This window comes from Ruegeria sp. CDSA033 (genome assembly GCF_059612305.1).
Map to the genome: position 1 here is coordinate 33526 of NZ_JBXWQI010000007.1, position 13781 is coordinate 47306.

The following is a 13781-nucleotide window of genomic DNA, read 5'->3' on the forward strand; positions in this document are numbered from 1 at the left end:
GAAACAGAAGGCCGCGCCTGACTGTTCTGTCGCCGAGGGAACACGATGACCTTACTCCGAAATATTGATCGCAACGCTGAGCGCTGGCTGCTGCTGGTGTTCTACGTGATGCTGGTCATCACCATGGCCATCGAGGTTCTGCGGCGCGAGATATTCGCTTATTCCTCGATCTGGGGAGAAGAAATCGTCCGGTATTCCTTCATCTATCTGGCCTGGATCGGGGCCGCGGCAGCGGTCAAGGAACGGGCGCATATCCGGATTGATGTCGTCATGCATTACCTCGGGCCGCGTCCCAAGGCTCTGCTGTACATCTTTGGCGATCTTGTGATGTTCGCCGTCGCTGTGATCGCGCTTTACTGGTCATATGAGGCGGTTCACGTCTCGGCCAAGTTCGGGTCAGTGACTGACGGCCTCCGGGTGTCCAAAGTCTGGTTCCTGATGGCGGTGCCGACCGGTTTTGCGCTGATGATCTGGCGCCTGATCCAATCGTTTATGCGTGACATCAAATCCCTTCGCGGCGGCACGCCCGTCTTCGAAGGTGACAAGTTGTTTGACTGAGGGGATTTGAGATGCTCTGGAATACGCTCAATCAAACCGTAGAATTGGGCTGGGATTTTTACCTGCCCGTCATCCTATTCGTTGTTCTGATCGCCATGGCTGTTCCAGTTTGGGCGGCGATTGGTTCTGCTGCCATCGTGATGTTGGTCATGTCGGGCGATCTACCGCTGAGCCTGGTGGGCGAGAGCCTGTTTACCGGGATCGACGCCTTTGCCCTGACAGCCGTGCCGCTGTTTATCCTGACAGGTGACGTGCTGGTCCGTACCGGTTTGTCACGTAAATTTCTGGATGTGGCTGAGGCGCTGACTTGCTTCGCCAAGGGCGGGTTTGGCTCGGCCACCGTTCTGGTTTGCGGCATGTTCGCCGCCATTTCGGGTTCGGATGCCGCTGGCGCGGCCGCTGTCGGTCGCATGACCATCAACCGGTTGGTCGAAAGCGGGTATCCGCGCCCCTACGCCTGCGCCTTGGTCGCGGCCGGGGCCTGTACAGGCATCCTGATCCCTCCGTCGATTGCCTACATCATCATCGGTCTGGTGCTGGGGATTTCTGCGTCGACCCTGTTTCTGGCCGCCCTGATCCCCGGTCTGGCCATTCTGGTGTCGATCTTGGTCACCAACATCATCATGAACCGTCTCTACGCTTATGAGGGTGGCGGCATGTTGACGATGGGCGAGTGGCTGGCCAATTTGGGCAAGGCCCTGAAATCCGGCTGGTACGCCTTTATTGTGCCCGGAATTATCTTCTACGGCATCTTCTCGGGTCGCCTGACCCCGACCGAGGCGGGTGCCACCGCCGTGGTTGTCACCATCATCATGGGTTTCATCATGCGCACCCTGACACTGGCCGATTTTCCGTCGATGCTGGTCAGTTCAGCCAAGGTGAACGGGGTGATCCTGCCGATCATTGCCTTTTCAGCCCCCCTGGCCGAGGCGCTGGCGATCATGGGCGTGCCTCAGGGGTTCGTCGCCTCGATCACTTCGCTGACCGACGATCCGTACCTGCTGATCCTGCTGATGATCGGTATCCTGATTGCTGCGGGCTGCGTTATGGAAACGACACCCAACATCGTGATCCTCGCCCCGATCCTTAAACCATTGGCCGATAACATCGGAATGAACGAAATTCAGTTTTGCATCATGATGATTACCGCGCTGGGTGTCGGGTTTATCACGCCGCCGCTTGGCCTGAACCTGTTCGTCGTATCTGGCATTACGGGTGAGTCCATTCTGAAGATTGCGGCCCGTGCTATTCCATTCGTATTAACAATGCTGATCGTAGTTCTTCTGATTGCTTACGTTCCGGCGGTTTCGACCACTTTGCTTCCTGAAATCTACCAATAGGACCTACTGAATATGCCTCGCGACTATCTGAAAAAGGCGACCCTAACGGCTCAATCTCATGCAACGGAAGTGCATGATACAGTGAAGACAATCCTTGCCGACATTGAGGCTGGCGGGGATGCCAAAGCGCTGGAATACGCGGTCAAGTTCGACAAGTTTGACGGCAACGTGTTGATGACCGCCGATGAGATTGAGGCCGCCTGCGCGCTTGTTCCCGAAAGGCTCAAGGCCGATATTCGGTTTGCTCACGATAACGTTCGCCGGTTTGCTGAAACGCAGAAATCCACGGTGTCTGACGTTGAGATGGAAATTGTCCCGGGCTTTGTCGCTGGCCAAAAGGCCATCCCTGTGGACGCGGCTGGCTGCTATGTGCCCGGCGGGCGCTATAGCCATATTGCCAGCGCGATCATGACGGTCACTACAGCCAAAGTTGCCGGGTGCCGCCACATCACGGCCTGCTCGCCTCCGCGTCCAGGCGAAGGCGTTGCGCCTGCGATTGTGTATGCAGCGCATATCTGCGGTGCGGACAGTATTCTGGCCATGGGCGGCGTTCAGGGCGTGGCCGCCATGACCTATGGTTTGTTCGGCCTGCCGAGCGCAAATATTCTTGTGGGCCCAGGCAATCAGTTTGTGGCCGAGGCTAAACGTATTCTTTATGGCAAAGTTGGCATCGACATGATCGCCGGGCCGACAGACAGCCTGATCCTTGCGGACGGTTCCGCAGATGCGCATGTAGTTGCCACCGATTTGGTGAGCCAGGCGGAACACGGCTACAACTCTCCGGTTTGGTTGGTGACGGATGACCGGGAGCTTGCGCAAAAAGTCATGGAGCTGGTGCCAGCACTGATCGAGGATCTGCCTGAACTCAACCGGGAAAACGCCTTTGCTGCGTGGCGCGATTATGCCGAAGTCATCGTCTGTTCAGATCGTGAAGAAATGGCGGCCTGTTCGGACGATTATGCGCCCGAACACCTGACCGTTCAGGCCGAGGACCTGGATTGGTGGCTGGGTCGGTTGACCTGCTATGGATCGCTGTTTCTGGGTGAAGAAACCACAGTGTCCTACGGTGACAAGGCGACCGGAACGAACCACGTTCTGCCGACATCCGGCGCGGCCAGCTATACCGGCGGTTTGAGCGTTCACAAGTACATGAAGATCGTCACATGGCAGCGCGCTACACGCGAAGGCTCGAAATCCATTGCCGAGGCGACCGCTCGTATTTCCCGGCTGGAAGGCATGGAAGGGCATGCGCGGGCTGCAGACGTGCGCCTTGCCAAATATTTCCCTGACGAACAGTTCAACCTGACCGCTGATGAATGATCCACGCGCGTTGTTCGATCTGACTGGGCGTGTCGCTTGCGTGACCGGCGCAAGCGCGGGCCTTGGGCGTCGTGCGGCGCTTGTGTTGGCCTCAGCGGGGGCGTGCGTCGTCGGTGTAGCCCGCCGACCGGAAGCATTGGCAGAGTTGCAAGCTAAAGGGGGCGACAGCGTGGCCACAGTTGTTGCCGACGTGGCCGATCGGTCGCGCGTGGCATCGCTCGCCGAAGAGGTCGCAGCCAGTTTTGGCGCGCCGGACATTATTGTGCATGCGGCGGGTATTAACACGCGCGAAGTGGCAGATGACGTAACCGCCGAAGGCTGGGACAAGACGCTTGAGCTGAACCTGAGCGCGCCGTTCTTCCTGAGCCAGGCATTGGTTCCTGCGATGAAAGCTCGGGGGTGGGGGCGGATCGTGAATTTCGCCTCGCTCCAGACCACGCGCGCTTTTCCGGGCGGTATTGCATACGGAGCCAGCAAGGCCGGTGTTGGGCAACTGACGCGGGCCATGGCCGAGGCTTGGTCCGCCGACGGCATCACTGCAAACGCCATCGGGCCGGGGTTTTTCCCGACCGAGCTGACGCAGGCCGTGTTCGATGACCCCGACCGGGCAACCCGTAACGCGGCGCAAACTTGCATAAACCGAAACGGGCAGATGGAGGATATCGATGGGCCGATCCTGTTTTTGTGCTCACGGGCGTCCGACTACGTCACAGGGCAGATTTTGATGGTCGATGGAGGGTTTACAGCGAAATGAAAGCGCTTGTTTATCAGGGTGTTGAGCATTTGGCTTACGAGGACGTGCCAGATGCCGCGCCCGACATAGGTGAGCAACTGATCCGGGTAGAGGCCGTCGGGATTTGCGGCTCGGACATGCACGCCTATTTGGGTCACGACGCGCGCCGACCTGCACCGCTTATTCTGGGCCACGAGGCCGCAGGGACGATTGTTGGAGGTCCACGCGACGGTACGCGCGTAACGATCAATCCTTTGGTCAACTGCGGTGTCTGCCCAGCGTGTGAGGCAGGCCGGGAAAACCTGTGTCCAAGCCGGCAGATCATCTCGATGCCACCGCGTGAAGGGGCTTTTGCCCAATATGTGGCCATGCCAGATGCAAATCTGGTTGAGGTGCCGGACCACGTATCATTTCAGCAGGCCGCCCTGGCTGAGCCATTGGCGGTTAGCTGGCACGCGGTTCGTTTGGGCCTTGAGGCGCTGCATCAGGGAATGGCGCGTGATGCGTTGGTGATTGGCGGCGGCGCGATTGGTGTGGCGGCAGCTTTGGCACTGGCAGCGGCCGGCGTTGACGATATTGTCATCATCGAACCGAATGATATGCGGCGCGCCTATTTACAGAGTTTGGGCTCTTTCAATGTGTTTGAAGCCACGGATGATACGTTCTCACTGGTTGTTGACGCAGTGGGGTATTCTGCAACCCGTGCTGCTGCTTCCCATCACGTTCAGCCGGGCGGCGTTATCGTGCATGTTGGGTTGGGTGAGGATGCTGGCGGTTTGGATATACGTCGTATGACCTTGCAGGAGATCACGTTTATCGGCACCTATACTTATACTGCCGAGGATTTCAGGAAGACCGCGCAGGCGATATTCGATGGCCGACTGGGCTCGTTGGACTGGATAGAGGAACGGGCCTTGTCTGACGCCGCCGACGCCTTTCGCGATTTGCGAAAAGGTGCCGTGGCCGCACCTAAGATCATCCTCGCACCCTGGGTCTAGTCCAGGCAGAAACGGAGGTATTCATGTATAAAAAAATTCTCGTCCCAATGGCGCTGGATCATGGGATTTCGCCGCACACTTTGGAAATCGCCAAAGCCTTGTCGGCGGAAGGGGCCGAGATCGTGGCCCTGCATGTCTACGAGATGCCTCAGGGCTCTGTCAGTGCCTATCTCGACAAGGATGTCGTCGCCGAAGGCTTTCGCGCGGCACGCACCTTGTTGCGGGAAAAAGTTTCGGGGCTTGAGGGCGTTCAGGCCGAGATTGTTAAAGGTCACACGGCCCGCACGGTGATCGACTTTGCGACACAAAACAAATTTGACTGCATCGTCATCGGTTCGCACGAACCGGGCGTCAGCGACTATTTTCTGGGATCGACCGCCTCGCGTGTCGTCCGTCATGCGCCTTGCGCCGTGCATGTGCACCGCGGGCTGTAACCCGTCAATCGCGCTAATTGCGCCCCATACAGGACTAACATATCGGACATGAACATAGACAAAAAGATCACCGACGATCTGGTGGCCAACGACATCTCATTTGTCACCACGGTTCCGTGCAAGCAATTGGCCGGCGTCATCGACGAAATCGACGCGCGTGAAGACATCTTTCACATTCCGTCGAACAAAGAGGATGAGGGCATGGGCCTGTGCGCCGGTGCCTGGATGGGCGGCAAACGCCCCGCGATCATCATGCAGAACACGGCCATCGGCGTAACCATCAACACGTTGGCAACGTTGATCCAATACTACCGTATGCCCTTGCCGATGTTGATCTCATACCGCGGAGAGTTGCGCGAACCCGTCGCCTGCCAGGTCGAGATGGCGGTGCATACCAAGGCGCTTCTGGCACAGATGAACATCCCGACCTACCACTTCCATCATCAGGCAGATGTCGAGGAGCTGGATGCGATCCTGAAATACACCTTCATGTGCAACAAGCCGGTCGCCATTCTGACCGACGCCAATTTCTGGGGAGGCTATGGCGACCAATGATCCGTTCTGAAATCCTGAAAGAAATCGCGCCGATCCTGCGGGATCAATTGGTTGTCTGCAACATCGGCATTCCCAGCCAGGAGCTGCACGCCATCGACGACCAGCCCACCAATTTCTACATGCTGGGCACAATGGGGTTGGCCTCAAGCATCGGCCTGGGTCTGGCCTTGTCTCAGCCAAAGCCGGTCATCGTAATCGACGGTGACGGGTCCATCCTGACCAACCTCGGCACCTTGCCGACCATCGCCAACAACGTGGCTGACAATTACATCTTGCTGATTGTCGATAACGGATCTTATGGGTCGACCGGGGATCAGCCGACTTACGCGGGCAAAAAGACATCGCTGGCGGCTGTGGCGCAGGCCTGTGGGTGCGAGAATGTGGTCGAGTGCCAGGCCGAAGACACTGGCGCCGCATTGCAGGCAGCGCTCGACAGCGGCCAAATGACAATCATCGTCAGCAAGTGCGAAAGCGGCAATGCCAAGATGCCGGTAATCACGATGGACCCGGTTGTGATCCGCGACCGCTTTATGAAGGCCGTCCAAGCGTCATAAGGCAGTCAACCTGCAGGTATTCCGCTTACGCCGTCCCGATCGGGGCGGCGTTTTTTTGTGCTCGACCGCACCCCAATTTGATGCAGTTTCCTGAATGTGATATGACGCTACGTAAGGTGAATTTCAAAATCGTTTTTAGAAGTTTCATCGCAAGGGGGGAATTATGAAAATCAAAATGCTTGCGCAAAGCGTGCTTATCAGTGCCGGGCTGTTGATGGTTGCTCTGACACCGGCGCAGTCTCAGACCCGCGAGGAAAGTCAGGGCATGGTTCTGCTGCGCGGTTTGCCGACGTTGGATACAAATCACAGCATCGCGATTGTCGAGCTGGATCCGGAATCTGATCAGTTCGGAGAGCTACTGAGCGAAGTTGAGCAACCTAACATTCAGCATCCACTGCATCACCTCTACTACAGCCCGAACGGGCGTCTCTATTCGACCGGGTTGGACCCATCCTGCAGTCTGGCTGAAATTGGACTGTCCCGCGATTCCAGCGGAACGCCGGTGATTGAGGGCTTTACCTGTCTGGATACCCAAGGGCAGATCGTTGGCGAGGACATCATGTGGGCCACGTCGAACGGTCAGGAGTATATGTTCGTGACCTTCATGGGTGGCACTGGAGGCGATGATGGCGGCTCGGTCGGTGTTTTCGACACTCAGACCAATGAGGTGGTCAAAATTATCGAAGCACGCAAAAGCCAAGTTGGCGAGGGTGAGCCATATATCATGTACCCACACGGGATATCTGCGTTCGACGACCGCATGGTGGTCACCTCGACGATACATCCCGATATGGCGACTGGGGTGGGAAATGTGTTGACGATCATAGACCTCAACACGCTTGAACCCATCCAAAACATCGTGGTGGAAAACGAAAAGCCGTTGGATTTTCCGTCTTCACCGGTCGAGGTGCTGTTCGCACGGCCTGACATGCATGCTGACATTGAACCGGCCATTCTGGCCAATACGATGTTCGGGTTCGAGACCTGGAAAATCCCCTATGACGCCGGTTCCAAAACCTTTGGTGAAGCCGAAGTCATATATAGTGGCGTGGCCAATGAAACCGCAGTTCCGCTGGAATTCTATGGCACTGAAGATGAACTGTTCATCTCTCATGGATTACCGGGTGTCGTGAAGCGCTATGAACTGGCTGCACTGCCCGAGCTTGTGTCCAGCGGGCCGGACATCGTTGCCGACCCGGGTGCACATCACATGATCTTTTTCACGTCCGCTTCGGGCCGGGACCTGATCGCCGTTCAGAATAACCTGCTCAATCTGGGCAACGCGGCTGATGACGACCCAACGGATGTGGATTTCATTGCCGACCTGAGCGCACACACGATCACGATCCATGATCTTGAGACCGGCGAACGTATCGCCGAGGTCAATTTCAAAGAGCGCTACAACAAAGGTGTGGACAACGTTGAAGGGCTGTTCGGTTCGGGTTTTGTGCACCACCATTAATGCTCTGGGGGCGTTATGCTTCGGGTGTTTTTGACGGCGGCCGTCGCCGTGGTGATCGCTGCGACGGCGTGGGCCTTCTGGGACCGCGCACGCGGGCCCACGGCAACGCCGATTGCTGGCTTCTCGGCGCCCTTCGTATTTGGACGCTTTGCTGTGCCCCCGGACAACCCGCTGACGGAAGAGGCCTTCGCCCTTGGGCGCCACCTGTTCTACGACCCCGTCCTGTCCGGCAACAATCAGGTGTCCTGCGCGACATGCCATATGCAGGCCCTTGCCTTCACTGATGGTCTGGCAAAGTCGCCCGCATTGTCGGGCGGAGAGCTGGAGTTCAGCTCCATGAGTTTGACCAACCTTCTTTGGGGCCAAGAGCGGTTCTTCTGGGACGGTCGCGCAACGTCGTTGGAAGCGCAGGCGCTGATGCCGATTCAACACCCGGACGAGATGGATCAGGACTTGGAAGAGCTTGTAGCTGAATTGCAGGCATCCAGCGACTATCGCCGGATGTTCCGCATGGCATACGGAGAAATCAGCGCCGAAAACGTGGCCCGCGCGTTGTCGACTTTCATGCGCATGCTGATCTCATCAGAATCAAAATACGACAGGTTTCTGCGTGGCGAAGCGCGATTGAGCGCGCAGGAAGAACATGGCCGCAAACTGTTCATGGCGCATCCGGACACAAAGGTTTCATTGCGTGGTGGGAACTGCATCGACTGCCACAGCCAGTTTTTGACTTCCGGGTTTCGGGACGCATTGGATGGGTTTTCAAACAATGGGCTGGATTCCGATGACGACCTGCCGGATGGGCTGATGGCCGTGACAGGCAATCCGGCGCACAAGGGTTTCTTCAAGGTGCCAACGCTGCGCAACATCGCTGTAACCGCGCCCTACATGCATGATGGTCGGTTCGAGACGTTAGAAGAGGTCATGGATCACTACAATGACGGGATTGTCGTCAGCGATACGCTCAGCCCTTTGATCCTTGAGGCCGACAATGCACCAGAGGCCGGGCAAGACACTGTGGGCCTGCGGATGACGTCCGACGAGGTGCAGTCCATCATCGCGTTCCTGCACACGCTGACGGATGAGGGTTTTCTGACAAACACACAGTTTTCCAATCCTTTCGAAGGAGACGGCTGATGCGTATTTGGATGACGGGGCTTGCGATACTGTTGGTCGTTAGCGGAGCGCTGTACTTTGCTCTTGGTCCTCAGCGCACCACGTCGATCACTTTGACCTTTCACGCGAAGATGGGTGACGATCCGTTGGTATTTAATGAGTTCTTGTACGAAAACCCCGGCGGGCCCGGCACGTTCAGGGTTCGTGACTTTCGGCTCTACCTCAGCAACCTGATCCTCTCGCAGGGTGGGGCACTGTTTGCTCAGCCTGACAGCTATTATCTGCTCCGGTTCGACAATCCGGAAACAACCCATTCGATCAGGCTGATCGACATTCCTCTGGGCAGCATTGAACACGTCCGTTTCATGATCGGCGTAGACCTAGAAGCCAATGGCTCGATCCAAGCGCGCGGGGATCTTGATCCCAACAGTCAAATGGCATGGAATTGGGAGGTCGGCTATAAATTCGTCGTGATGGAAGGAACGCTGCGGATTGGCGAAGAGGTCTCGCCGTTGGTCTATCACGTTGGGTTTTCGGAAAACGCGCGAGAGGTCGATATCCAGTTGCCACCGGATATCGGTTCTGATGGCAATGTCGACCTGCACGTGAACGTCGATGTTGCAAAGCTATTTGACGGGCCCACGCAAGTCGACCTGCGTAAGCTCTCATCAGTCAAATTCAACCGCGAAGACGCCGCCATGCTGGCCGACAATTACGCGGTCATGATGACCCCGATGTTTCGGTGAATTCGGATCGTGCAAGCCCCTCAGAACCGATAGGTCGCGCCGATCAACGGGCCGGATTGGTCAAACGTGAAATCGTTGCCGTCAATCTCGTGATCGAAAGAGATATAGCGATAGCCGCCGCGGATCACCCACCTGTCGTTGATTTCATAATCCGCAGTCAGCAAGACCTGCCATGTTTCGCTGTCGCTGCTGAAGCCGCCGTAGTCAAAAAAGCCAGTGCCGGACCACCTGTCGTTGAACGCGACGCGGGCTCGGACACCGATGACCGGGTCTGTCCAGCTTTCATCGACACTGACGGACCGGCCGGGGGCTGCTCCGGGAAGGACGGTGAAATCGGTCTGCGTCCGAAACCAGCGGAAACCGCCGACCAAGTCCACGTAGGACGTATCTGTAGTATAAGCCCGGTACCCAACATAGCCGCTGAAAAATTGCGTTGTGAGAGAGGTTTCAAGACCAGAACTTGCCGGACCGGGCGTGTCGTTGCTGAAAGAGACGTCCACATAGTTGTAGTCGGCCAATAGTGACCAGCGCCCGTTCGATGCACCAAAGACGCCCATGAAGGCCAGATCGAGATTTTTTAGCGCGTCAGAGAAACTCAGCGTTCCATCAACGGTGCCGCGGGCTGTTTCCTGCGTAACCTCCGTTTCAGGCATGAACAGGTAAATTGTTGCCTCATAGGACCAATCGGACTGCTGCGCCACAGCGGCAGTTGTCATTGGAATCCAGGTCGCCACGGCCCACGCAGCGGTTGTTATTGCCCTCTTAAAGACCATTTTGATCCTCCGTTTGTTCCAATTTGGCAATCTGATCTGATTGCTCACTCATTCAGCGGCTTCGCCAGACAGTTGTACGCGCGCACCGACACGGTTGATATCGGTTTCCGGAAAGAACTCGGACCAGACATGCCAGAATACACCGGCACGCAGGGTCTCGACGCGTTGCAGTTTTCCCTGATCCGACATCCCCCAGAAATCGCAGCGGGTGATTGGCTGGCCTTTGTCATTGTACCAAACGCCAAGGCTTTCGTACTTTGGGTCCAGACTGACAACCACGTCTCGTCCACCGACATTTGCGTTTACGATCCAGTCGTTCTCGACCACGAAATCATCGGTCCAGCAGGCGGCATCATTGCCGATCGTGATCCCCCAGACATAGGACTTATTCGGAAGCCGGTCGTCCGATCGGTCCATATTGTCCATGACGGGCGCATCTTCCTGATGCTGGCGCGCGATCCCCCAGCCAAACGTAATTTCCGTCACCATATCCAGCAGCCGCAAAAACGGGTTCGGCGAGGGCTTGTTCAGATACACCTCGCCATCGGGAAACGCTTTTTGAAATCCGCGGAACGTCATCCGATACGTGGGCCAGGGCTGCATCTTTGCTTCGGGGCGCACAGGGCAGGCGGGCCCATCCGCGCCAGTATCGCGATCCGCCTCGCGAAACCCATAGATCTGTTGGATGGGTTCCCCGGTTTCGTTGTCTCGCAGGATCAGGTTGTTGCCATGTTGGGCCAGAACTTCAAGATCCAGCCGGTTGCCATCGATGCGTGGGGCATACCCTTGCCCAAGGTTGGCCATCGCGCAAAAGGTCATGACGATATCTTCGCCACCCAACCCGTCGGCATTGCCGGCCAAATGGGGCCGCATGATTTGCGCATCGGGGTGCGCGCGGGCGTGACCATTGTTTTCAATAACGATGACCGGCGCAGTCGGGCCGATGAATTTTTGCGCCTCGGAAATGGGAAAGTAGGCCGCAGTGTTGAGTTGATTCCTCAGCCCCAGATGGACCCACACATAGGGAAAGCCATACAAAACCAGAACCAGCAGCGCCGCGACCAGCCAAAGCCAGAATGGGCCGCCGCCCAGAATGAAATGCGCAAGCGTAGCGATGGCAAATCCGCTCAACCCCACTGCGATCAGGCGGTATTCGTGCCGGATAAACCGGATCATGTTTTTGCGTTTAACCTTAAGCACCATTTGCGAAATGTCGCCAAGATCGCGGAAATAGACGAACCCGATACCCAGTGAAACGACTAAACCCAGAGCGAAAATGATGTTTCCTGCCATATGGTTATCCTATTTTCGGGTTCCAATAGGCCGCCTGCGGGAAAACTGCGGGCGGTCAGGGATTATTGCTGTGGTGCCGCGCGTTTTATGAGAAACGCATCTACGGCTAGCTGGGTTTCGGGGCGGGTGTTTTCGATCCCCTCATAGGGCGCGCCATATGCTGGAGGCACATCCGGGAATTTTTCCTTTCGTGCCATGTGACGACCCAAGATGCGCACAAATTCCTGGCCGCCCCATGCGCCAACCTCGGTCGAGACTGAAAATTCTTCACGAGTATCTCGATAGAGGTCAAAGAACTTGGCCGCGATCGGGTTCTTGCCCGGAGGCGGCAAGATGAGTTTGAGCTGATCCTTGACGATCGCCTCGGGTTTTTTGTCCGAATAGATGATCACGTGATCGCGACGCGATTTGGATTCATCGTCGAAAAGTAGCGCAGCGGATTGATCCACTCCGTCAATCAGGCGGTCGCGCGGTATGAACTCATCAGCACCGGCAAAGCGCGACAAGGTGGTATAAAGGTCCGAGACGTGGATGATACTGTTGAGCAGCCCGTCCGCTTCGATCATGCCGGGCCATCGGATAAAGGCGTCAACTCGTACGCCACCTTCAGTGGTGTCGGCCTTGCCGCCACGGAAGATCATCGGTGTGAACCCAGATTGCGGTGAATATTTGGTAAAATGGCCGTTGTCGCCCATTACAATAACGATGGTGTTCTCAGCCAATCCAAGCTCGTCAATCTTGGCAAAGAGATCTCCAAGCCATTGGTCAAGTAGCTGCATTTTGTCGACATAAAGGCCGCCATTTGCGCTTTTTGGTCCGGTCCGGCCGGTCCGTGTGTTGTCCAGTGGGATCATCGGCCAGTATTGCAGGAAGAACTGATCCTCGCCACCAGCCAAGCGCTCTAGTTCTTCCATGGTCTTGTCTTGGAAGGCTTGGTTCATCTCGTCATACTTGGCCGCGTTCCAACGTTCGCCGGGTTTCATCCTAATTTCGCGGATGGGACCCCCGGCCACGCCTTCAATCACGGTCATCATGGCCGAGGCGTCGGGGCGGAACCACTTGTCGACAGTATACTTGTCGTCATAATCGTTGATGGCTACGGAAACCTGCTCCTTAATCGCGTCATCGTGGAATATGGTTAACTGCCCCTGCTGATGAATCGCATGCTGGGCATAGTCAAACCCCTGATTCATTGCCCAGCTTTCTGAAATGTCACCCATATGCCATTTGCCAACATGACTCGTGGAGTAGCCGGCCTGCTTAAGCACTTCAGCGAGTGTAATTTCGCCACCCGGCAGGCCTTCTCCGGCAATATCAACTTGTGTGTTCCCCATACCCATACGGACAGGCAGGCGTCCGGTCATTTGTGCCACGCGCGTCGGCGTGCACGATGGTTCGGTGTACATCCGAACCATCCGCATGGCCTGATCCGAGAAGTCATTAATGTTCGGTGTTTCATACCCGCGTACTGCATTCAGCTCTGGGATGCCCATATCCCCAAAGCCCAAGTCATCGATCAGTACACTGACGATATTTGGAGGGTTTCCACCGTTACTTTCCCGAAACGCAGCCAGTGCTTGGTCAACGGCCGCGTCATCCTGGGCCCATTGCGATCCAAGCTGTGCTTGAAGGATATAGAATTCCGCATCGTGTTGAATTGGATTTTCCTGCGCTTCAGCTGATAAGGCGGCAAAGCCCATCGACAACACAAAAACACACTGCAATTTCATTCTAATCTCCCCTTCAGAATGCCGACTCCACAGCGCAGGCTGTTTGTCATATTGAAACATTATTATATTTGCTGTTGAAACGCTACGCTGCAAAAGCCGGGTGGAGGCTACCTCTCGATTTCATGGGAAAGTCCGTCACATGCCGGCCGTATGCCACGTGTCTTAGCGG

14 protein-coding genes are annotated in these 13781 nt (G+C 56.4%); 11 read left to right on the top strand and 3 right to left on the bottom strand.

Features of this window, described 5'->3' with window-relative positions; all coding sequences use genetic code 11:
• Window positions 1-45 precede the first annotated feature (45 nt).
• The 11 genes from AC2FLA_RS11155 to AC2FLA_RS11205 all read left to right on the top strand — a co-directional run bounded on the left by AC2FLA_RS11155 (window position 46) and on the right by AC2FLA_RS11205 (window position 9816).
• Entirely contained in the window at window positions 46-558 is a 513-nt protein-coding gene (locus AC2FLA_RS11155) for a TRAP transporter small permease (RefSeq protein WP_496722210.1), read from the top strand.
• Between the two features lie 11 nt (window positions 559-569).
• A complete protein-coding gene (locus tag AC2FLA_RS11160; RefSeq protein WP_496722212.1) occupies window positions 570-1898 on the top strand; it encodes a TRAP transporter large permease in 1329 nt (442 codons plus the stop codon).
• Window positions 1899-1910: 12 nt separating this feature from the next.
• A complete protein-coding gene (gene hisD, locus AC2FLA_RS11165) occupies window positions 1911-3218 on the top strand; it encodes a histidinol dehydrogenase (RefSeq protein WP_496722214.1) in 1308 nt (435 codons plus the stop codon).
• Window positions 3211-3972 (top strand): SDR family NAD(P)-dependent oxidoreductase, encoded by a 762-nt coding sequence (locus tag AC2FLA_RS11170; protein WP_496722216.1) that lies wholly within the window; start codon window positions 3211-3213, stop codon window positions 3970-3972. Before hisD ends, AC2FLA_RS11170 begins: the two co-directional genes overlap by 8 nt.
• The gene (locus tag AC2FLA_RS11175; RefSeq protein WP_496722218.1) at window positions 3969-4949 is read left to right on the top strand and encodes a zinc-dependent alcohol dehydrogenase; all 981 of its coding nucleotides are present in this window, start codon (window positions 3969-3971) and stop codon (window positions 4947-4949) included. The genes AC2FLA_RS11170 and AC2FLA_RS11175 overlap by 4 nt, the downstream gene beginning before the upstream one ends.
• Before the next feature lie 23 nt (window positions 4950-4972).
• Window positions 4973-5383 carry a universal stress protein gene (locus tag AC2FLA_RS11180; protein ID WP_058279409.1) on the top strand — a complete coding sequence of 137 codons (411 nt, stop codon included), beginning with the start codon at window positions 4973-4975 and terminating at the stop codon, window positions 5381-5383.
• A 48-nt stretch (window positions 5384-5431) separates the two neighbouring features.
• The gene (gene comD, locus AC2FLA_RS11185; RefSeq protein WP_058275426.1) at window positions 5432-5938 is read left to right on the top strand and encodes a sulfopyruvate decarboxylase subunit alpha; all 507 of its coding nucleotides are present in this window, start codon (window positions 5432-5434) and stop codon (window positions 5936-5938) included.
• A complete protein-coding gene (comE, locus tag AC2FLA_RS11190) occupies window positions 5935-6492 on the top strand; it encodes a sulfopyruvate decarboxylase subunit beta (protein WP_058275427.1) in 558 nt (185 codons plus the stop codon). The genes comD and comE overlap by 4 nt, the downstream gene beginning before the upstream one ends.
• Window positions 6493-6655: 163 nt before the next feature.
• Window positions 6656-7954, top strand: a complete 1299-nt coding sequence (locus tag AC2FLA_RS11195) for a hypothetical protein (RefSeq protein WP_472723047.1) — start codon at window positions 6656-6658, stop codon at window positions 7952-7954.
• A 15-nt stretch (window positions 7955-7969) separates the two neighbouring features.
• Complete coding sequence (locus tag AC2FLA_RS11200; RefSeq protein ID WP_496722220.1) at window positions 7970-9091, top strand: cytochrome-c peroxidase; 1122 nt, start codon at window positions 7970-7972, stop codon at window positions 9089-9091.
• Window positions 9091-9816, top strand: coding sequence for an MbnP family protein (locus tag AC2FLA_RS11205; protein WP_496722222.1), 726 nt, complete (start codon window positions 9091-9093; stop codon window positions 9814-9816). The genes AC2FLA_RS11200 and AC2FLA_RS11205 overlap by 1 nt, the downstream gene beginning before the upstream one ends.
• 20 nt (window positions 9817-9836) lie before the next feature.
• Here AC2FLA_RS11205 and AC2FLA_RS11210 read toward each other — a convergent pair whose 3' ends face one another.
• The 3 genes from AC2FLA_RS11210 to AC2FLA_RS11220 all read right to left on the bottom strand — a co-directional run bounded on the left by AC2FLA_RS11210 (window position 9837) and on the right by AC2FLA_RS11220 (window position 13612).
• Entirely contained in the window at window positions 9837-10532 is a 696-nt protein-coding gene (locus AC2FLA_RS11210) for an outer membrane protein (RefSeq protein WP_113790019.1), read from the bottom strand.
• A 105-nt stretch (window positions 10533-10637) separates the two neighbouring features.
• The gene (locus AC2FLA_RS11215; RefSeq protein WP_496722224.1) at window positions 10638-11882 is read right to left on the bottom strand and encodes a DUF3179 domain-containing (seleno)protein; all 1245 of its coding nucleotides are present in this window, start codon (window positions 11880-11882) and stop codon (window positions 10638-10640) included.
• A gap of 62 nt (window positions 11883-11944) precedes the next feature.
• Window positions 11945-13612, bottom strand: coding sequence for a sulfatase-like hydrolase/transferase (locus AC2FLA_RS11220; protein ID WP_496722226.1), 1668 nt, complete (start codon window positions 13610-13612; stop codon window positions 11945-11947).
• Window positions 13613-13781 lie beyond the last annotated feature (169 nt).